The following is a 20,222-nucleotide window of genomic DNA, read 5'->3' on the forward strand; positions in this document are numbered from 1 at the left end:
AGCCTCCGCCACACCCAACCCGCACCACACAAGGAAGCCATGCCAGCCACCGCCACCGCCGCCTCCTCCGCCGCCTCCTCCGCCTCCACCTCCACGTTCGCCGCCGTCGACCTCGGCGCCTCCAGCGGACGCGTCATGGTCGCCCGCGTCGGGCCCGACACCCTCCACCTCGAAGAGGTGCACCGCTTCCCGAACCGGCCCGTGCGGGTCGACGGCACCCTGCACTGGGACGTACTCGCCCTCTACCGGGGCGTACTGGACGGGCTGCGGGCGGCGGGAGCCGCGGCCGACGGGCGGCTCGACGGGGTCGGGATCGACGGATGGGCCGTGGACTACGGGCTGCTCGACGCGAGTGGGGCGCTGCTCGGCAACCCGGTGCACTACCGCGACACCAGGACCGAGGGCGCGCCGGAGAAGGTCGACGCCGTGCTGCCGCCCGGGGAGCTGTACGCGGCCACGGGTCTGCAGCGGCTGCCGTTCAACACGGCCTACCAGCTGGTCGCCGCACAGGGTTCCGCCCAGCTCGCGGCGGCGGAGCGGCTGCTGATGATCCCCGACCTCATCGCGTACTGGCTCACCGGCGAAATAGGCACCGAGCTGACCAACGCGTCCACCACCCAGCTCGTCGATCCCCGCACCCGAGACTGGTCGCCGGTCGTCGCCGAACGCCTCGGCATCGACCTCGGGTTGTTTCCGCCGCTTCGCGGCCCCGGCGCAGCGGCCGGGGTGCTGCGGCCCGAGGTGCTCGCCGAGACGGGGCTCCAGGGCCCGGTCCCGGTGACCGCCGTCGGGTCGCACGACACCGCGTCGGCGGTGGTCGGCGTTCCCGCCGAGGGCGATGACTTCGCGTACATCGCCACCGGCACCTGGTCCCTCGCCGGGCTCGAACTCGACCGTCCCGTACTCGGTGAGGAGTCGCGGGCCGCGAACTTCACCAACGAGCTCGGCGTGTACGGCACCGTCCGGTACCTCCGCAACATCATGGGGCTGTGGCTCCTCCAGGAGTGCCTGCGCGCCTGGGAGGCGCAGGGGGATCCACAGGACCTCGGCGCACTCCTCGCCGGGGCGGCGGACGCCATGCCGCTGCGGTCCGTCGTGGACGCGGGCGACCCGGCGTTCATCGCGCCGGACGACATGCCCCGGCGGGTCGCGCAGGCGTGTGCCCGTACGGGGCAGCCGGAGCCGCGTACGCCCGTGGAGGTCGCCCGGTGTGTGCTGGACTCCCTCGCGCTGGCCCATCGCCGGACCGTCGAGGAGGCGCAGGCGCTGTCCGGGCGCACGGCGCGCACGGTGCATATCGTGGGCGGCGGCGCGCACAACGCGCTGCTGTGCCAACTGACGGCGGATGCGACGGGCCTGCCGGTCGTCGCCGGACCGGCCGAGGCCGCGGCGCTCGGCAACGTACTGGTCCAGGCCCGCGCGGCGGGCGTGGTCGCCGGCGGACTGGCCGAGCTTCGGGCGCTGCTGCGCGCCACGCAGCCGCTGCGCCGCTACGATCCGGCAGGCGACCGGGCGGCTTGGGACAAGGCCGCGGACGAGATCGCCACCGGCCGAGGGAAGGAGGACGGGGCGTGCGCGTAGCCCTCTTCGTCACCTGCGTCAACGACACGCTCTATCCGCGTACCGGGCAGGCGGTCGTGCGCCTGCTGGAGCGGCTGGGCGTCGACGTGGACTTTCCGGCGGCCCAGTCCTGCTGCGGCCAGCCGCAGTTCAACACCGGATACCGGCATGAGACCGAGCCGCTGGTACGACGCTTCGACGCGGCGTTCAAGGAGTACGAGTACATCGTCACGCCGTCCGGCTCGTGCGCCGCGATGGTCCGCGACAACTATCCGAGGATCGGGGCGAAGGCGGCCGCCGAGGGACGCGGCCAGGCGCTCGCGGACGCCGCGGCGCGGTCGGTGCCGAAGACGTACGAGCTGTCCGAGTTCCTCGTCGACGTGCTGGGCGTGACCGACGTCGGGGCGTACTTCCCGCACACCGTCACCTACCACCCCACCTGTCACGGACTGCGGATGCTCGGGCTGCGCGACCGGCCACGGCGGCTCCTGGAGCACGTCGAGGGCCTGGAGCTACGGGAGTTGCCGGGCACGGAGGAGTGCTGCGGCTTCGGCGGCACGTTCGCGGTGAAGAACGCCGCCGTATCGGCCGCGATGGGCGCGGACAAGGTGCGGGCCGTCGAGAGCACGGGCGCGGAGACGGTGTGCACCGTCGACAACTCCTGCCTGATGCACATCGGCGGGACGCTCGCCAAGCGGGGTTCGACGGTACGGCCCGTGCACCTCGCGGAGATCCTCGCCGCTACCGAGAAGGAGCCCTTCGCATGAGCGCCACGAGCGGTACGTATCTGGGGATGCCCGCCTTTCCGAGCGCGGCCCGGGACGCCGTACGGAACGAGACGCTGCGCGGGAATCTGCGGCACGCCACCCACACGATCCGCGACAAGCGCGCCAAGGCCGTGGCGGAGCTGGACGACTGGGCGCGGCTGCGGGCCGCGGGCAAGGACGTGAAGGACCGGACGCTGCGTCACCTCGACCACTATCTCCTCCAGTTGGAGCAGGCCGTCACGGCGGCAGGCGGGGTCGTGCACTGGGCCGCCGACGCGAACGAGGCCAACCGGATCGTGACCTCTCTGGTGAAGGCCACCGGAGAGCGCGAGGTCGTCAAGGTCAAGTCGATGGCCACGCAGGAGATCGGGCTGAACGAGGCGCTGGAGGCCGAGGGCATCAGCGCGTACGAGACCGACCTCGCGGAGCTGATCGTGCAGCTCGGCGACGACCGGCCCTCGCACATCCTGGTCCCCGCCATCCACAAGAACCGGGGCGAGATCCGCGACATCTTCACGGAGAAGATGGGCAGTTGGGGACGGGCCGCCCCGGAGGGTCTCACGGACACCCCTGCCGAGCTCGCCGAAGCGGCCCGGCTGCATCTGCGGGAGAAGTTCCTGCGGGCGAAGGTCGCCGTCTCGGGCGCCAACTTCATGGTGGCCGAGACGGGAACACTCGTCGTGGTCGAGTCCGAGGGCAACGGCCGGATGTGCCTGACGCTACCCGAGACGCTGATCTCGGTGGTCGGCATCGAGAAGGTGGTGCCGACCTGGCAGGACCTGGAGGTGTACCTGCAGCTCCTCCCCCGGTCGTCGACGGCGGAGCGGATGAACCCGTACACCAGCACCTGGACGGGTACGGCGGACGGCGACGGGCCGCGCACCTTCCATCTGGTGCTGCTGGACAACGGCCGCACCGACACCCTCGCCGACGAGGTGGGGCGGCAGGCGCTGCGCTGCATCCGCTGCTCGGCGTGTCTGAACGTGTGCCCGGTCTACGAGCGGGCGGGCGGGCATGCGTACGGCTCGGTGTACCCGGGGCCGATCGGCGCGATCCTCAGCCCCCAACTGCGCGGCACGGACAGCGAGGTGGACGCCTCGCTGCCGTACGCGTCCTCACTGTGCGGGGCCTGCTACGAGGTGTGCCCAGTCGCCATCGACATCCCCGAGGTGCTGGTGCATCTGCGGGAACGCGTGGTGGAGGGCGGCGAGGTGACCCGAGGCGGTGTGAAGGTCACGCTCAAGCCGGCGAAGGGGCACGCGGCGGAGCGAGCGGCGATGCGTGCCGCGCGCTGGACCCTGGACCATCCGGGTGCGCTGCGGGCCGGGCAGCGGCTCGCGTCCCGTACCCGCCGCATCCATCCGAAGCGGCTGCCGGGGCCTGGCAGGGCGTGGAGCGATACCCGGGCGGTACCGGAGGTACCGGCGGAGTCGTTCCGGGACTGGTGGCGGCGTACCCGCGAAGGCGGCGGCAAGTGAGGGGCCGAGTGGACAGCAGGGAACGGGTGCTGGCGCGGGTGCGCCGGGCGCTGGTGGATGTGCCGCGCGAGGAGCGGCCCCGGGACGTACCCGTGGAGCGCGGCTATCTGCGGGTGCACGGGGACCGGAGCGCCGAGGACACGGCCGGGCTCCTGGCGGAGAACCTGGCGGACTACCGCGCGCTCGTGCACCGGGTGGACGCGGCCGGACTGCCGGGACTGCTGGCGCGGCTGCTGACCGAACACGGCTCGCGGTCGGTGCTCGTACCACCGGGGCTCCCGGCCTGGTGGCTCGCCGACGCGGACCAGGAGCGGGTGGCGGACCGGGAAGCCAGTACGGCGCACGAGCTGGACGCGGTGGACAGTGTGGTCACGGGCTGTGCGGTCGCGATCGCGGAGACCGGCACGATCGTCCTGGACGGTGGCCCCGAGCAGGGCCGACGGCGGATCACCCTGGTACCCGACCACCACATCTGTGTCGTACGGGTGCCCGGGCAGGTCGTCGACTCGGTGCCTCAGGCGCTGGAACGGCTCGATCCCCGGCGTCCGTTGACGTGGATCTCGGGCCCGTCGGCGACCAGCGACATCGAACTGGACCGGGTCGAGGGTGTGCACGGCCCGCGCACACTCGAAGCGGTCCTCGTCGAGGGCTGACCACCGTCCGGGGAGGCTGTCGTCGTGCGCGCGGGGCGCTCCGCGTAGCATCCGGCCATGACCTCTACGGTGCTCACTCCCTGGTGGCGGCGGCGCGGCGCGGCGCCGACCGTCGGCGGCGACGACTCCGGCTCCCTCGCGGACACGCCGATCCTCGACTGGCGCCACCCCCGCGTCGCCGCGCTGCTGGCCGACGCCCGGATCGGCGCCGCGCACCAGGATGAGGCCGAGTACGAGGACGAGCGTGTGCTGCTGACGGCGGCGCACCGGCTGATACAGGAGCGGATCCGCCCCGTCTACGCCATGGACGACGCGCAGCCCGTCTCCCGCACGCTGGCGCTGGGGCGCGGCTCGTGCAGCCAGCGGCTGGCCGTCCTCGAAGCGGTGGCTCGCGCCGCGGGCGTCCGCACCCGGGTCCGCGGCCTGCTCGTGGACGGGTCGTTCTGGTACCCGCGCTTTCCGCGGCTGCGCCGCCTCGTACCAGCCGAAGTCGTCCTCGCATGGCCGGAGTTCCGGCTCGGTGGCCGGTGGGTGAACGTGTCCGAACTGTTCGGCAGCCTCGACACGCTCGCGTCGAACAGCCCGATCGGCTTCACCAACACCGGCACCCAGACCTTGTTCGAGGCACTCGCCACGACCGCCGTCGACTGGGACGGTTCCACGTGCGGCACGGACAGCTGCTCCACGTACGACCTGTCGGCCACGGTCCTGCGCGACCTGGGCCGATACCCGTCGCGGGACGCTCTGTTCGCCGCGCATGGTCAGACCCTCTGCCCGCCGGCGAGGATCGTCGGCAACGCCGTCCTGGGCCGCCGCGCGGCCGCGTGACAGCGGGCGGACGACCGCCTCATACCCGAACGGGCAGCGCGTGCGGCGGTCCGCGTTCTACGATCATTCGTATGCTGCTTCGCCAGATGGTGCGCATGGTCATGGTCCTCGCCGTGGTTTTCGCCGGAGTGGTCCAGGGAGGTGCGAACACGGCATGGGCCGGGGGGAGCCGACCGCCGTCCGATCGGCGGTTGCTGTTCTACAACCATGCCTACGGTGTGCTCGACCGGGAGACAGCCGATGCCATCGAGCACTCCGACTATCTGCGGGACTTCGCCAACTTCCACGTCCGCACCACGACAAGTGACGGACGGACCTGGACCGGTCGCTATCTGATGGGCCGCGAGACCTACCTCGAACTGTTCGGGGTCGGCGATCTGCCCGGCAAAGACGGCGCTCTCGGCTCCGGTGGGTTGGGGGTCTCGCCCGAGCGGACCGGTGACCTCGCAACGGTGACCGAGCGGTTGCGGGATCACGGGGTGCCCAACCCGACCGAGTTCCGGCAGACCCGTGACTTCGGCGACGGCGTCCCGGTGCCGTGGTTCGACGGCGTGTTCACCACCGTCGACTACGACGCCTTCGGAGCCTGGGGCATGGAGTACCTGCCGGAGTACTTCGCTGACCCGCGCAGCAACACCGAGCCGGCCAGCTACCCCGGTGACGTCGGACGGGAGCGCTACCTGTCCGACGACTACCGCGACCATCTGATGCGCGACGTGACCTCGGTCCGTCTCGCGGTCACCGCACGCGACCTCGCCAACACGGTGCCGTTGCTGCGGGCCGGCGGGTTCGTCGTTCGGCCCGTGCCGGGCGGTGGCATCGTCGCGTACGACGGCGGCACCACCATCCGGTTCGACACCGTCCCGCACGACCGGGTGGGCCTGCGGCAGGTCGGGATGTCGCTCAACCGGCCCGTCGCGTACCGGCACCAGGAACACATCGGCCGGTCGACCCTCACCGTCGGCCCGGGCACCCGCGCCGTATGGACCTTCGACGACACCAAGTAGGACGACACCCCCGCGGACCGAGGCGAGGCGTGCCGGATCAGCTGACGGTCAGGTCCGCGATGACCGCCCCGTGGTCGGAGTAGAACGCTCCGCTCTCATGCTGGGGCAGCCGCTCGTCGACGACGTACGCGTCATTGACCTCGATGCCCGAGCCCCGGGCGAAGATGAAGTCGATCCGGTCCTTGGTGATCATGTTCGCGTAATCCGGGTGCGGGCTCCAGGTACGCCCCGGATCCGCGCATACGTCCGGGTTCGCCGCGCGGTAGGTGTCCTGGAAGCCCGCGTCCGTGAGCACGTCGGTCGCCGCCAGGTCGTAGCTGAGCCCGAAGTGGTGGGCGCAGTCCGCCCACTTCGCGCTCCAGTCGGCGGCCGGAACCGTGTTGAGGTCTCCGGCCAGCAGCACCGGGTCGGTGTTGCCGTCCAGCATGTACGGCACCTGCTGGTGCACGATGTCCGTGACCTGCGGGATCTGCTGGCCCTTCTCGGCCCGGGCGACCCGCTGCGGGTGGTAGGTGGGCTTGCGGCCCGCCTGCACGTCCTTGGCGTTGGTGTCGATCATGTCGCCGATCCACGGGTTCGTGTACGACGTCCAGGTGTCGAAGAGATTCAGCTGCCGACCGCTGGGCAACTGGACGCGCGCACCGCCGATGTTGAAGTCGCTGACAGTGCTCCCGGTCGGCTTGGGGAACGTCTTCACCACGTCGTACCGGGTGAAGATCCACAGGTTGTCACTGCTGCCGTCGGTCACCTGGACGGCCTGGTAGACGCCCTTGCCGACCCGGTCCGTCAGGGCGTCCTGGATCTCCTTGGCCGAGCCGTACGTCTCGATGGAGAAGAACACGTCGGGCGCGATGTCGGCGAGTTGGTCGAGGACCAGCGGGAAGTTCTTCTCGCCGCCGAGCTCGTCGTTCCTGCCACCGTGGTAGATGTTCCACGACAGCACGCGGACGGACTCGCCCTCGACGGCGGGGCCGGGCGCGGGCACGGCGGACGGTGCGCCCAGCACGACGGAGGCGACGGCGGCCACCAACACCACGGTGCCGCGCCGGATCCTGCGGGCGCTTCGGGTGAGGGCCTGCTTCTTGAGCGTCTTGGTCTTCTGCACCCGCCGATCCCAGCACCGGGTCCCGGAGAAGGGAAGAACTGGGTGTGGACGTGTGGTGAAGCCTTCTTCGCTGACCCGCTACGGGCCGTACAGGCCTGCTCGTACCGGCCGTACAGGCCACAGCCTGCTCGTACGGGCCGTACAGGCCACAGCCTGCTCGGCGGGACAGCGGCTACGCGGGGTCTTCCTCGGGATCCTCACCGGGGGTTTCCCTCACCGTGCTCACCGCGGGCTGCCCCTTGCGCCACACAACCGTCACCTTGAGCGTCGCCTTGCCCCCGGCCTCCGTCACGACGCTCACCAGCTGGCCGCTCTTGGCCGCGATCTCGATGCCGAATTCCAGCGTCGCTTCGTCCGGGGCCGCGCGCCGCAGTCCAGCGCTGACACTGTGCGTGACGGCCTCCAGGGTTTGAGGGAGGTCGCCGAGCCGCTGTACCAGGCGGTCACCGAAGCCGGTGTCCCGTGGGCCTTGGTCATCGTCATTGACGCGCACCCATATCGACGTTCCGTCCGGCATGACGGCCTCGACCGCATCGGACACGCGTCCTCCCCCTGTTCAGCTGGTCAATTCCAAGAGGCAAGGATGCCCGATTCCGGGGACGCCCGGCGGCCGGACCCATAAAATCACCACAGCCACCGAGGGAGAGCGGTCATGACCGACCAACAAGCCCCGTCGTCGCCAGAGCGGATCTACCTCTCGGACGTCGAGATCCATCGCCAGTCCCCCATCGTGAGCGCCGAGGACCTCCGGGCACGCGTACTGTTCCACGTGCTGCTGTCCGACACCCTGCTCATCGGCGATTCGCAGTCGCTCAACACTCCGCTCTTCCGTGCGCTGGTGTCCTCGTCCGAAGGCGACAGCCAAGCTGTTCGGTCGGATCTCGCACCGCTCCTGGCCGGCGGCCGTATCCGGGTCGCGTGCCGCGACGGGCAGACACTGACGACCGTCCGCGATGCCCAAGAACTGCGGCGGGTCGAGAACGTACCCAGCGCCGCGTACGCCGAACTGATGGACCGTATGACGCAGGGTCACGCGGTCGCCTACCGCCTTGACGCCGTATCAGCCGCCTTCAAGTCAGGAGTGATCCGGCTTCTGGAGGAGCAGACACCGAACGCTGAAGGGGAGACGCGCACAACGTTCGACGCCGCGCTGGAGTTCGTGCGGGAGCAGGAGCCGCTGTACTTCAAGGCCGTCAAGGACTGGGATGAGTCCTTCCGGGCCGGGGCGTCGGGGAGCACGGAGGTCGTGCTCGCTCTGGCCGCCGTGAACCGAGCCGTGGGCGAGGCGTACCGCCAGGCGCTCCCCCACGTGCTGAGGGCCGGGACCGCGGCCCCGCGTAGTGTCGATCTGCCCGCCGCCGCCAGCCTCACGACCCTGAAGCGCACTACGCTACCGGCCGACCTTCTCGACGGCTTCTTGCTGGGCAGACTGCCTGTCGAGGCGTTCCTGGAGGCCGTCGAGCAGCCGTCCCGCAGTGTCCTCGTCCACCAACTGGGCCTCCTGCGCCGGGGCGGCCAACCGGACCTGTCCCAACTGATGGAGGCCATGACCGAGTTCAGCGGGTGGATGCGGGAGGCCTTCGTCCGCGCCTTTCGCGATACCGACGAACGCGCGCGGGCTGTCCTGGACGGCAACCGCAACTTGATGCGCTTCGGCATCTCCCAGGACGCCTTGACGGGCGCTCTCGGCGCCGGACTCGATGTGCCGACGGCCACCGAGGACGGAGGCTACCTCGGCCTGCAGGTCGTCGACCGGAGTGTGCCGGCTGCCGACGGCGTCGCCGACATCGGAGAGATCGGCGCACGGCAGATGCGGCAGCGCGTCATCACGGGTGCGTACGGAGGGTGAGTCGGACGCTGCTCACCTGGGCGGCCCGAAGCCGGAACCGTCGGCCATGGCAAGTGCCAGGGCGGCCAGCGTGACGCCGCAGGTGACGTTGCCGCTCTGCAGCCACTTCAGCACCTCGCCGTGCGGGGCCCAGACCGGTTCGGCGACCGACTCCATGGCCTCTGGCTCGGCGACCGGCTGGGCGTGTGCCGAGCCGGTGGGGCGGACGTCGGCGGCGAAGACGTGCACGTCCGATTCGATCAGTCCTGTCTCGGCGTGAATCACGCCCAGGGGGCGCAGTGCGGACGGGGCGCACTCGAAGCCGGTCTCCTCCCGTAGTTCACGCGCGGCCGCCACGGCTGGGTCCTCATCGGCTTCGCAACCGCCCCGGGGGAACTCCAGGGAGACCTTGCTGATCGGGTAGCGGTACGTGGGAACGAAGGCGAGCCCGTCCCGCCCCATGGGGACGATCACCACTCCGCCGTGGGACCACTGCCACCGCAGATAGCGGCCCTGCTCCCCCGACGGCGAGAGCACCTCGTCGTTGAAGAGCGCGCCGAAGCGGTTGCGGAAGACCTCCACCGCCCGTTCCCGCTGGATAGGTGCGGGTTTGGCTTGGTCACACGCTTCGTTGTCCATCGACGCCGGGCCCCTCTCAGCTCACACGACCATCCAGCACGTTCCTCATCTGCACCCATGATGAGCGTTCGTGTGCGAATTCGTCTAATTCGTCACTGAGTTGGAGCAGCACCTGGAGCACCAGCGCCTGCTGCTCACGCAGTCCCGGCGAGACTCCGGGCGACAGCGCCGCGCGCTCCATCGCCGCCCGGCTCAGCACCTGGTAGGCCGCACGGAAACGCCCGGCCCTGATCAGCCCGAAGCCGTGGCGCTGCAGGGTGTCGGGCAGCCGGGCAAGGTAGCGGCCGGGCCGTAGCCTGACCAGCTCCTCCAGTCGCTCGACCGCCTGTCTGCTGGAGGTGAGTGCCTCTTCGCTCCGGCCTGTGCGATGGCGGCACTCGGCCAGGGTTTCCAGGCAGGCGAGATACACCTCGTCATCGCGTGCTCCCTCCGGCACCTGTTCGCACCGTATGACGCCCTCGGCAGCGTCCCGCGCCGCGCCGTTGACCTGCGCGTCTCCCAGCCGCAGCAAGGCCAGCGTGCTCAGTGCGCCCGCCATGTCCATCAGGGTGCGGTGCCGCACGTCCCGATGGCCGTCCATGAGCTGCCGGTACAGGAGCACCGCCTCGCTGCTGAGCTCCAGCGCGGACTCCGTCTCCCCGTTCCGGTGCCGCAGCAGGCCCAGGTTGTGCAGCGCCGCGGCGTAGTCGGACCGATACCGTGCGGACCCGCGGACGAGATCGCGGCTGAGCAGGACCGCCTCGTCGGCTGCCCGGATGGCATCGTCGCGGCGGCCGCTCTCTTCCAGCCGGAGACTGTAACTGCGCAGGCGCCGCAGACGGACGTGCCGGCTGCTGTCGTCGCTCCCCGCGTCGGGCGATTGGAGCAGCCGCTGGAGCACCAGCGCCGACAACGGGGAGAGGCCGGACGGATAGGCGGGAAGACGGGGTTCGACGAGACAGAGAAGGTCGGTCTCGCACGTCTCCAGTACGGGCTGGATCAGGTCGGCCAGGGGCTCGGCGTGCGGCACGCGGGCGCCGACGGTTACCAGAGCCGGCACCAGGGTTCGAGGATTCTCGCGCACGACCCGCGCGAGCGCCCGGTCGAGGACCGCGTGGGCGGCGTGGTCGACGACGCGGCCCACGGCCGTACAGCCACGGGCCCGAGCCAGGACGTCGAGTGTCTCCAACGTGGCCCGGGTGCGTGTCTGCTCATCGCGCAGCGGGGACACGTCCAGCGCGGCCCTGAGGTAGGCGACGTCGTCGCCCGAGCTCTCCGGCTCCGCCAGCACCCGCCGTACCAGGATCTCGCCCAGCCGGTCGGGCTCAAGGGGTGCGACGTGGTTGCCGTCCGGCGCCGGGTACAGCGCGCGTAAACAGGACTGCACGGCGGCGGCGTTGACCGGCGGTTGGCCGGGGAAGGCGGCCGTGCGCACGGACATCAGCAGTGCGGTCAGCTCACTCCGGTCTCGCCGCTGGGCCAGCGTGGGCACCAGCAGCAGGCCCTCTGCCATCAGGCGTCCGGTGCGCCCCGCCAGGACACCGCCCGTCCCGAGTCGGTCCTGCAGCAGCGCGTACCATCCCGTGATCTCATGCCGGCAGATCCGTGCCAGCGGATCGTCGCTTTCCTTCCACTCCTCGCCCTGGCGCAGGGTGAGGACGGCGTCGAGGGCAGCCGCGAGCATGCCCAGAATCGAGTCCTGCTGGTCGGCTCGGCGGGCGAGGGACGGCGGCATGACCACCCACGGGCATTCCAGCAGGCGCGCGAACTCTGCGAACGCCTCGGTGACCAGGGTGCCGGGTTCCTTGGCGCTCAGCGTGCTGGGCAGCCTCAGTGAACTCGCACCGCGCAGAGCCCAGTCCTCGATGTACTGCGCCTCGAACTCGTCCTGCAACGCATGCCACAACGGCTCCTCGGAGCGTGCCAGCAGCAGTACGCGCAGGGTGATGCCGTCGGGTCGGTGCCGGTGGATATGCGCCATGAGCGCGCTGATGTCGCCCAGCCGTGCTTGCGCGTAGTCGAACACCACCAGGCAGGGGAACCCCGCGCTGAGCGCGGAGGTCAGGCCTTCCAGCCACTGAGCCAGGCGCAGCGGGTTGCCGAACGACTCCCTGTCCGCGAATCCGGCGATCCAGCCCATGTTCCGCAGCTGGTCGCACAGTTCGGCGGACAGGCGGGTCTTGCCCGAACCGCCCGGCGCGTACAGCAGGCGGAGCAGCTGATCCTCGCGTGCGTAGCACCAGTCCTTGAGTTCGCCGAGCTCGGGGCGGTTCACGAACGGCATGGCCCCGCGTGCCAGCATCTGCGCCGGTGAGTTCCCCGAACGCGGGCCGCCGGGCTCAGGGCCGAAGAGATCCGTCTGCCGTCCCCTGCGGTCACGGGCGATGTCGAACCAGACCGTTCCGGGCCGGTGCGCGGCCTGATTGCGTTCCAGCAGCCCCGGCGAGCACTCCTCCACAGCGTCGACGGGAATCAGCCAGCCCCCCGACATTCCCTTCTCGTGCCGTGACGCCTTGAGGACCCCGCACACCCGCCCTGTTGTCGTGTCGAGCACCGGACTGCCGCTGAAGCCCTGGACCACCTGGTCCCATTGAAGCCGTACGAAACGCCCGCTCCGACCGGCCACCGTGAGGAACAGGGTGTCGGGCTGGACGCCCGCTTCCAACGTGTGCCCGCTGAATCCGTGGACGGACACGGACGCCGCCTGCGTCGGGGCCGCATGGCCGAGCCATACTCCCTGCACGTCGTGTGCGGGCTCGCTCAGGCGTAGTTCGGCGAGATCCGGAAAGCCGTAGGTGCTTCCCGCGCCCCTGTCCTCGGGCATCAGGCGCACGACGTCGATCGCGACGGTGCGCCCCTCGACCGTGGCGGTCAGGCTGCCTTCCTTGCCTCCGGCCACCACGTGCGCGCACGTGAGGGCGGTGTCGACGGTCACCAGGAACCCGGTCCCGCGGAAGGCCCCGTCAGCCCAAATGCTCACGACGTTCCGCTCGGTCAGGACGCGCAGCCGCTCCAGCGGCTCGCCGTCCAGGCCGTTGTGTGTCATCGATCTCCCCCGAGCACACCGCACAGGATACTTACTGCTTACGTACCGTCAGGAGCCTTCCCGACGCGCGGCGTCTCATGGCGTCTGGTCGCGCAGCCGGACCGGCAGCGTCCGGACGCTGTTGCCCACGAAGGAGGCGTGTCGGGGCAGTTGGGCTTCGGGGACGGCGAGGGTGAGGTCGGGGAAGCGGGCGAAGAGCTGTTCCAGGGCGATGGTGGCCTCCATGCGGGCCAGCGGGGCGCCCATGCAGTAGTGCGCGCCGTGGCCGAGCGACAGGTGCCGGGCCGCGTGGTCGCGGGTGATGTCGAAGCGGTCGGCGTCGTGGCCGTGGGCCTGCTTGTCGCGGCCCGCGGCGGAGTATCCGGCCAGCACCGGAGTGCCCTTGGGGATGACGGTGCCGTCCAGGGTCAGGTCGCGGGTCGGGTAGCGGAAGGGGAAGTAGCTGACCGGGCTGTCCCAGCGCAGGGTCTCCTCCACCACGGCCGCCCAGGTCGCCTGGCCGGACCGGACCAGGGCGAGCTGGTCGCGGTGGGTGCACAGGGCGCGTACGGCGTTGGTGATCAGGTTGAGGGTGGTCTCGTGCCCGGCGATGATGGTGAGCATCAGGGTGCCGATCAGCTCGTGCGGGCTGAGGCGGTCGCCGTTCTCCTCCCGGGCCGCGATCAGGGCGGTGGTGAGGTCGTCTCCCGGCTCCTTGGCGCGGGCCGCGGCGACCGCGCCGAGAACTTCCACCATGTCCCGGTTGGCCGCCATCGCCTGTTCGGGGCCGATGTCGGTGGCGACGATCTGGTTCGACAGGTGGTGCAGCCGGTCGTGGTACTCGGGGTCCACACCGAGGAGTTCGCAGATGACGCCCATCGGCAGCGGCATCGCGAAGTGCTTGCGCAGGTCCGCGACGCCGTCGTCCGCGGTGGCGGCGGCCTGGTCGAGGCCGTCGAGCAGGGAGGCGGTCAACGCCTCGATCCGCGGCCGCAGTTCGGCCACCCGGCCGACGGTGAACGCCTTGCCCATCAGCGAGCGCAGCCGCCGGTGGTCGGCGCCGTCGGCGGTGGTCATGCCCTGCACGGTGGCGAACGTTTTCAGGGGCCAGCCGTCGGCTATCTCCCCGGCCTGCAGCGCGGCGAAGTGCTGTGCGTTCTTGGCGACATCAGGGTGCGCGAGGAACTCCTTGAGCGCGTCATGGCCGAGTACCGCCATGCCCTCCACTTCGCCGGGCAGGACGACCGGCGTGACGGCGCCCCGTGCGAGCAGCCGGGCGTTGTCCGCGTGCGGGCAGCCGCCGGTCCGGTCCAGGCGGTGCGGCTGGTCCGCGGAGGCGTTCACCGATGTCGTGTTCACAGGGCGCTCCTGGTGGAAGGGGTGGGGTGCTGGGGCAGGTGTGGGGTGGTGAAGCGGACCGGGAGCGCGGCGAGGCCCTTGCTCCAGGGCGACTTGACCCACTCCAGTTCATTCTCGGGAACGGCCAGTTCGAGGTCGGGCAGCCGGTGCCGGATCGTGTCCACCGCGGTCCGGGTGATGAGCCGGGCCGGGTCCTGTGCGGGGCAGGTGTGCGGGCCCGCTCCGAAGGCCAGGTGGGAGCGGTTGCCGACGACCGGGGTGCCGTCGTCCGGGAGGATCTCCGGGTCCGCGTTGGCGGCGGCCAGGCCGAGGATCAGCATGTCGCCCGTGTGGATGTTCTGCCCGCCGATGCTCATGTCGCGGGTGGCGTAGCGGGCGGGGAAGTTCTGCGTGGGCGGGAACCGCCACAGGACCAGGTCGAGTGCGTCGTCCACGCTGAGGTGGCCGCCGGTCAGGGAGGAGCGGAACGCCGGGTCGCAGAGCAGGATGCGCAGCGTGGTGGCGATCCAGTTGACGGTGGTCTGGTTGCCGGCGACGAACATGACGACCAGGTTGTGCAGGACTTCCTCGTCGGTGAGCTGGGCCGGGTGGCGCAGCAGGGCCGAGGTGATGTCGTTGCCGCCCCGGCGGCGCTTCTGTTCGATCAGCGTGAGCAGGATGGCTCCCATGCGCCTGCTGGCGTCCGCCGATGCGCTGTTGGCGGCGACCGTACCCGCGACGGCCTCCACCAGTTGCCGACCGGTCTCCTCGTCGACGCCGAGCAGGCCGGTGATGACGCGCATCGGCAGCTTGCGCGCGTAGTCGGCCACCAGGTCGGCCCTGCCGTGCTCGGTGAACGACACGATCAGCTGCTCGGCGGTGGCCCGTACGGTGCGCCGCAGTTCGTGGCCGTTGATCCCGGCCAGTGCGGCGGAGACCGCGGCCCGCATCCGGCGGTGCTGCTGCCCGTCGGCGAACAGCAGCGCGGGACGCCAGCCGACCATGGGCAGGATCGGCGAGTCGGCGGGCACGCGGCCCTCACGCAGCAGGCCCCAGCGGCGCGGATCGTGTGAGAAGTCCTGCTCGTCGCGGGTCAGTTGGAGGAGTTCGCGGTGGCCGAGCACGAGCCAGGCGTCGATGCCGGGGGCGATGGAGACCGGCGCCACCGGTCCGTGTGCGCGGCGCAGTCGCTCGTACAGGGCCGGCATCGCGTCGCCGTCGAGGTCGGGTCCGTACAGCGCGGTCGACGACGTCGGGTCCGCGGTGACCGGGCAGCGGGCGCCGGAGCCGGCCGTGGAGTGGGACGGACTCATGAGGTCTCCGTGGCAAGGTGGATGAGGTGGCTGACGAGGGCGATCAGGGCCCGCACCGATGACGTACGGTCGCGTGCGTCGCAGGCCACCAAGGGGGTCTCGGGGAGCAGGTCGAGTGCCGCGCGCAGGTCGCCGGTGTGGTGCTGGGGGCTGCCGGGGAAGACGTTGACGGCGACGGCGAAGGGCAGCCCGAGATCCTCCAGGTTGCCCAGGGCGTCGAAGGACGCGGCCAGATCCCGGGTGTCCACCAGGGCGAGGGCGCCGAGCGCGCCCTTGGCCAGGTCCCGCCAGGCGGGCAGGAACCGCGGCTGGCCGGGGGTGCCGAAGAGATAGAGCACCAGCTCGCCGTCGATGGTCATCCGGCCGAAGTCGAGGGCGACCGTGGTGGTCGTCTTGGCGCTGGCCGCTGCGGTGTCGACGCGGGCACCCGCCTGGGTCATCACGGCCTCGGTGAACAGGGGTTTGATCTCTGACACGGTGCCGATGAGGGTGGTCTTGCCGACCCCCAGCGGGCCGACGACGAGGATCTTGGCGGCGCCCGCGACGCTGGAGTGGAGGTACTTCCCGGCTCCGGAGCCGGGCGGCGGCGGGGCCTGGGTCGGCACGTCAGAGGCGGCTTTCGAGACCATGGAGGACCTTTCTGAGCATGGTCACATCGGCGCGTTCGGCCGGGGGTATGGGCGGGCGGGTCACGATCAGCCCCCACCCGAGGAGATCCGAGAGCAGCACCTGCACGACCGAGGACGGCTGGCCGATGTGGGCGGCCACCTCGGCGACCGACAGGAGCCCCTGGCAGTGCGCCAGGATGGCCCGGTGTTCGGGCTGGAGAGACGCGGGAAACGCCGCTTCCGTCGCCATCACCAGGGACTCCCAGGCCAGCGGCTCGGTGTCGGATGCCGCCCGCCCGCGGGTGATCACGTACGGACGTATCGGCGAGGCCGTCCGCTCCGCTGGCCGGTCGGTCATGACGACGCGGTGGCCGGATCCCGCGGCTGGCTGCTCAGATGCGCGCCGATCTTCGCCACCAGCAACTGCATCTGCTGGGCCACCAGGCCCACATCAGCGTCCAGGTCGGTGGCGACGCCCAGGTGCGCACCCACACCGGCATGAGTGAACAGCACGAACCCGTGGTCGGACTCCAGCATCAGCTGCCGCACGCCGGCACGGTCGCCGAACAGCAGCGCGGTCGTGGACCGGCCTGTCATGGTCATCGCCGCGCAGGCCGCGGAGAGCGCCTCGGCCTCGCCGAGGCTCAGGGCGGCCACCGGTCCGGAGAGGTTCTCCGCGGACGCGTGCCCGAGCCGCAGCCCGTCCTCGGAGACCACGACGGCGTGCCGGACACCAGGGATCTCGATCAACGGGCGGAGCATCCAGCCCAGGTCGGGAAGGGGGGTGATGATTCCGGTCACGGCCGGCCTCCGTCGTCTTCGTCGGGGGTACTGGGTAGGGACGGTTGTCCCGGCGGCGGGGGCGCGGCCGACGGGTGCGGGTCCGGTGCCGGGGGCGGTACGTCCGCGTCGAGGGCCGCACGGCCGCGCAGCGATCCGGACACCACGCTGGCGATCGACGCGCGCGCCGCCTCCGGCGTCCAGGGGGTCGCGGGTACGGGAGCCGGAGGGGGCTGTTGATGCGCCATCGGCCGGCGGGCCGGCGCCCCGGTCGCCTGCCGCCGACTGCGCCGCCGGGGCAGGCCGTTCGCTGTGTCGCCCTTGAGCGGCGCACCCCGTTCGGCCAGGGGAGACGGCTGGTCGGGTTCGTGCCGCTCGGGCACCTGAACGGCGGCGTCCTGGGCCGACTGGCCGGGCGCGCTCGGCTGCCGCTCGGGGGCGGTCTCGGCGGGCCGCTGCTGCGGCGCCGCTGCCTGGGCCCCCGGTCGCCGGGACACGGTGAGGTGGGACTGGGGCTCGGTCAGCAGCCGGAACGGTACGAACGCCACCACCCGCGTGCCGCCATAGGCCGAGGCCCCGCTCAGCTCGACCTGGAAGCCGAGTTCGCGGCTCCAGCGGCCCACGCAGGCCAGGCCGAGGCGGGGCACCGCCCCCAGCCGGGCCAGGTCCTGGTCGTCGCGGAGTTGCCCCATCGCCTGCTGCAGCACATCCGGAGGCATCCCGAGTCCGGCGTCGTCGATCTCGATGACCGCCCCGGCTCCCACCTCGCGGACAGTGACGACGACCTGGGTGCGCGAGGGCGAGAAGACCGTGGCGTTTTCGAGGAGTTCGGCGATGGCGTGCATCAGTCCCTCCACCGCGGGCGGCACCGCGTACAGCGTCTGTCCGCCGTGCACCTCGATCCGGCCGTACTCCACGATCCGTGACTGTGCGCCGCGTACGCAGTCGTACAGCGAGACCGGCCGGGTCTCGCGGCGGGCGGGCCAGATGCCGCACATCACCAGAAGAGTCTGGGCCTTGCGTGTCATCTGGGCGGCCGCGTGGTCGGCCTTCATCACCTCGGCCATCAGGCGGGGGTCTTCGATGGAGCGCTCGACCTGGTCGAGTACCTGCTGCTGCACCGTGGCCATCGCGTGCATGGTGCGCGCGACGGCCTCGAAGGCGGCCTGCACCGAGTCACGCAGGCCGCGCTCGCGGCGTACCGCGTCGCCCGACCCCAGTGCGACGACCACCGCGCCCAGCGCCCGCGCGAAGTCCTCACCGGTGTCGCCCGGTGACGCCAGCGGCCCGGGCGCCCCGTCCAGCCGCTGCCCGGTGCGTACCCGCTCCGCGATCGCCGGCAGCCGTACGCCCGCGAGGTGCGCCACCTCGGCTCCCCGGGCGGCGGCCAGCCGCTCCTCCTGGGCCCACCCGGCGCGCGCGGCGGACAGCCGCCGGGTGAGTAACAGCACCCAGGTGAGCAGCAGGACCACGGCCGCCGCGCAGCCACCGGCCAGGATCTGCCGCCACTCGGCCGTCGCGTAGACCGCGACAGCTAACGCACCAGCGGCCGCGAGCACGACGGCCGTCAGCCAGCTGACGGCCTCGCGCCCCACAAGCCCGCTCCTCGGACGGCTCACCACGGCGCATTCGACCGGACGAACCTGCACACCACAACCACGACGACTGAACCCTCCCCGACGCACCGAACTCCCTTGCGAATAGGGAGTATGGGTGAGCTTAGATCAACACGGCCGGTTTGACCGCCAGTTGAACAAGCCGGGGCCGTCTGTCAGCGCGCGAACCAGCGCTGCGGCACAGGAGCCGTGTTCTCGTAGATGTGCTTGGCCTGGCGGTACTCGGCGAGCCCCTCGTGACCGAGCTCCCTGCCGATGCCGGAGCGCTTGAACCCGCCCCATTCCGCTTGCGGCAGGTACGGGCCGAAGTCGTTGATCCACACCGTGCCGTGGCGCAGCCGCCGCGCGACCCGCTCGGCCCTCGCGGTGTCCGTGGTCCATACGGCGCCGGCGAGTCCGTAGTCGGTGTGGTTGCCCAGTTCGACCGCGCGGTCCTCGTCGGTGAAGCGCTCCACGGTCAGGATGGGTCCGAAGGTCTCCTCCTGCACGATGCGCATGTCCTGTGTGCAGTCGTCGAACACCGTCGGCCGGTAGAAGAACCCGCCCTGCAGCTCGGGCTCGTCCGGGCGTTTGCCGCCCGCGACCAGCTTCGCGCCCTCCTCGATGCCGAGCCGCACATAGGACTCGACCTTGTCGCGGTGCTCGGCGGAGACGAGGGGGCCGCTCTCGGTGTGCTCGTCCAGCCCGTTGCCGAGCCGGATCCGCTCGGTCCTCTCGACCAGTTCGGCGACGAAGCGGTCGTGCAGGGAGTCCTCCACGATGAGCCGGGTGCCCGCCGAACACACCTGCCCGGCGTGGAAGAACACGGCGGTCAGGGCGTAGTCGATCGCGGCCTCGACGTCGGCGTCGGCGAACACGATGTTGGGGTTCTTGCCGCCGAGTTCGAGCGCGATGTTCTTCACGGTGTCGGCCGCCGTGCGCATGATCATCTGACCGGTCGACAGGCCGCCGGTGAAGGACACCAGATCGACGTCGGGGCTCTCCGTGAGCGGCGCGCCGGCTGTCGCACCCGCCCCGAGCACGAGGTTGACCACACCCGGCGGCGCACCGGCCTCCTCGATCAGCTCCACCATCTTGACGGTGCTCAGGGGGGTGATCTCGCTGGGCTTCAGCACCATGGTGTTTCCGGCGGCCAGCGCCGGTGCCACCTTCCACGACGCCTGCAGCAGCGGGTAGTTCCAGGGGGTGATCAGCGCGCACACGCCGACCGGCTCGTGGACGACGCGGCTGCGGATCTTCGGGTCGCCCGCGTCCACCACCCGTCCGGAGTCGGCCTCGGCCTGGCCCGCGTAGTAGCGGAACACCGCGGTCACGTCGTCGACGTCGATACCGCTCTCGACAAGCGTCTTACCCGTGTCCAGGGTCTCCAGACGGGCGATCTCCGCCCGGTCCCGCTGGAGGTACTCGGCCGTTCGGCGCAGCAGGTCGGAGCGCTGGCGCGGGGTCCAGGAGGGCCAGGGCCCGTCGTCGAACGCGGCTCTCGCCGCGGCCACCGCGGCCAGCGCGTCCGTCTGGTCGCCCTCGTCCACCGACTGGACCACGGACTGGTCGTAGGGATTGAGAATCTCGCGGGTGGCGCCGCTCGACGCGGCCACCCACCTTCCACCGATCAACAGACTGGACGTGGCAGACCTTCCCCGGTTAAGCCGAATGCAGCTACACCGTTGTGCGCCGGAATTCCCCGTTGTTTATGTTTAA

General features: G+C 71.1%; 18 protein-coding genes. 7 read left to right on the forward strand and 11 right to left on the reverse strand.

Annotated elements, in window-relative coordinates:
* The first annotated feature begins 39 nt into the window (after positions 1-39).
* From U9R90_RS19450 to U9R90_RS19475, 6 genes are all read left to right on the forward strand, one after another.
* Positions 40-1,581 (forward strand): rhamnulokinase, encoded by a 1,542-nt coding sequence (locus U9R90_RS19450; RefSeq protein ID WP_411057916.1) that lies wholly within the window; start codon positions 40-42, stop codon positions 1,579-1,581.
* Positions 1,572-2,327 (forward strand): (Fe-S)-binding protein, encoded by a 756-nt coding sequence (locus tag U9R90_RS19455; protein WP_411057917.1) that lies wholly within the window; start codon positions 1,572-1,574, stop codon positions 2,325-2,327. The genes U9R90_RS19450 and U9R90_RS19455 overlap by 10 nt, the downstream gene beginning before the upstream one ends.
* Positions 2,324-3,805: a LutB/LldF family L-lactate oxidation iron-sulfur protein gene (locus U9R90_RS19460; RefSeq protein WP_411057918.1), complete on the forward strand. Its 1,482-nt coding sequence runs from the start codon at positions 2,324-2,326 to the stop codon at positions 3,803-3,805. Before U9R90_RS19455 ends, U9R90_RS19460 begins: the two co-directional genes overlap by 4 nt.
* A gap of 8 nt (positions 3,806-3,813) precedes the next feature.
* Positions 3,814-4,458 (forward strand): LutC/YkgG family protein, encoded by a 645-nt coding sequence (locus tag U9R90_RS19465; protein WP_411057919.1) that lies wholly within the window; start codon positions 3,814-3,816, stop codon positions 4,456-4,458.
* Between the two features lie 57 nt (positions 4,459-4,515).
* Positions 4,516-5,286: a transglutaminase domain-containing protein gene (locus tag U9R90_RS19470; RefSeq protein ID WP_411057920.1), complete on the forward strand. Its 771-nt coding sequence runs from the start codon at positions 4,516-4,518 to the stop codon at positions 5,284-5,286.
* 95 nt (positions 5,287-5,381) lie between these two features.
* Positions 5,382-6,293: a DUF5829 family protein gene (locus tag U9R90_RS19475; RefSeq protein ID WP_411059741.1), complete on the forward strand. Its 912-nt coding sequence runs from the start codon at positions 5,382-5,384 to the stop codon at positions 6,291-6,293.
* A 37-nt stretch (positions 6,294-6,330) separates the two neighbouring features.
* Here the strand turns inward: U9R90_RS19475 and U9R90_RS19480 are convergent, their stop codons facing one another.
* Positions 6,331-7,398, reverse strand: coding sequence for an endonuclease/exonuclease/phosphatase family protein (locus U9R90_RS19480; protein ID WP_411057921.1), 1,068 nt, complete (start codon positions 7,396-7,398; stop codon positions 6,331-6,333).
* Positions 7,399-7,570: 172 nt separating this feature from the next.
* A complete protein-coding gene (locus tag U9R90_RS19485) occupies positions 7,571-7,939 on the reverse strand; it encodes a CU044_2847 family protein (RefSeq protein WP_411057922.1) in 369 nt (122 codons plus the stop codon).
* 111 nt (positions 7,940-8,050) lie between these two features.
* On the opposite strand from U9R90_RS19485, the gene U9R90_RS19490 reads away from it, so the two are divergent.
* Positions 8,051-9,247: a hypothetical protein gene (locus tag U9R90_RS19490; protein WP_411057923.1), complete on the forward strand. Its 1,197-nt coding sequence runs from the start codon at positions 8,051-8,053 to the stop codon at positions 9,245-9,247.
* Positions 9,248-9,259: 12 nt separating this feature from the next.
* Here U9R90_RS19490 and U9R90_RS19495 read toward each other — a convergent pair whose 3' ends face one another.
* From U9R90_RS19495 to U9R90_RS19535, 9 genes are all read right to left on the reverse strand, one after another.
* Complete coding sequence (locus U9R90_RS19495; RefSeq protein ID WP_411057924.1) at positions 9,260-9,865, reverse strand: NUDIX hydrolase; 606 nt, start codon at positions 9,863-9,865, stop codon at positions 9,260-9,262.
* Positions 9,866-9,881: 16 nt separating this feature from the next.
* Entirely contained in the window at positions 9,882-12,890 is a 3,009-nt protein-coding gene (locus tag U9R90_RS19500; protein ID WP_411057925.1) for a trypsin-like peptidase domain-containing protein, read from the reverse strand.
* Between the two features lie 75 nt (positions 12,891-12,965).
* Positions 12,966-14,228: a cytochrome P450 family protein gene (locus U9R90_RS19505; protein ID WP_411057926.1), complete on the reverse strand. Its 1,263-nt coding sequence runs from the start codon at positions 14,226-14,228 to the stop codon at positions 12,966-12,968.
* Positions 14,225-15,520: a cytochrome P450 gene (locus U9R90_RS19510; RefSeq protein ID WP_411057927.1), complete on the reverse strand. Its 1,296-nt coding sequence runs from the start codon at positions 15,518-15,520 to the stop codon at positions 14,225-14,227. Before U9R90_RS19510 ends, U9R90_RS19505 begins: the two co-directional genes overlap by 4 nt.
* Entirely contained in the window at positions 15,517-16,149 is a 633-nt protein-coding gene (locus U9R90_RS19515) for a GTP-binding protein (RefSeq protein WP_411057928.1), read from the reverse strand. The genes U9R90_RS19510 and U9R90_RS19515 overlap by 4 nt, the downstream gene beginning before the upstream one ends.
* Positions 16,127-16,486 carry a DUF742 domain-containing protein gene (locus tag U9R90_RS19520; protein WP_411057929.1) on the reverse strand — a complete coding sequence of 120 codons (360 nt, stop codon included), beginning with the start codon at positions 16,484-16,486 and terminating at the stop codon, positions 16,127-16,129. Before U9R90_RS19520 ends, U9R90_RS19515 begins: the two co-directional genes overlap by 23 nt.
* Positions 16,483-16,929 (reverse strand): roadblock/LC7 domain-containing protein, encoded by a 447-nt coding sequence (locus U9R90_RS19525; RefSeq protein ID WP_411057930.1) that lies wholly within the window; start codon positions 16,927-16,929, stop codon positions 16,483-16,485. Before U9R90_RS19525 ends, U9R90_RS19520 begins: the two co-directional genes overlap by 4 nt.
* On the reverse strand, positions 16,926-18,503 hold the full coding sequence (locus tag U9R90_RS19530; protein ID WP_411057931.1) for an ATP-binding protein: 1,578 nt from the start codon (positions 18,501-18,503) through the stop codon (positions 16,926-16,928). The genes U9R90_RS19525 and U9R90_RS19530 overlap by 4 nt, the downstream gene beginning before the upstream one ends.
* 176 nt (positions 18,504-18,679) lie before the next feature.
* A complete protein-coding gene (locus U9R90_RS19535; RefSeq protein WP_411059742.1) occupies positions 18,680-20,176 on the reverse strand; it encodes an aldehyde dehydrogenase family protein in 1,497 nt (498 codons plus the stop codon).
* Between the last annotated feature and the right edge of the window lie 46 nt (positions 20,177-20,222).

It is taken from the genome of Streptomyces sp. E11-3 (genome assembly GCF_046540415.1).
Classification (GTDB): domain Bacteria; phylum Actinomycetota; class Actinomycetes; order Streptomycetales; family Streptomycetaceae; genus Streptomyces.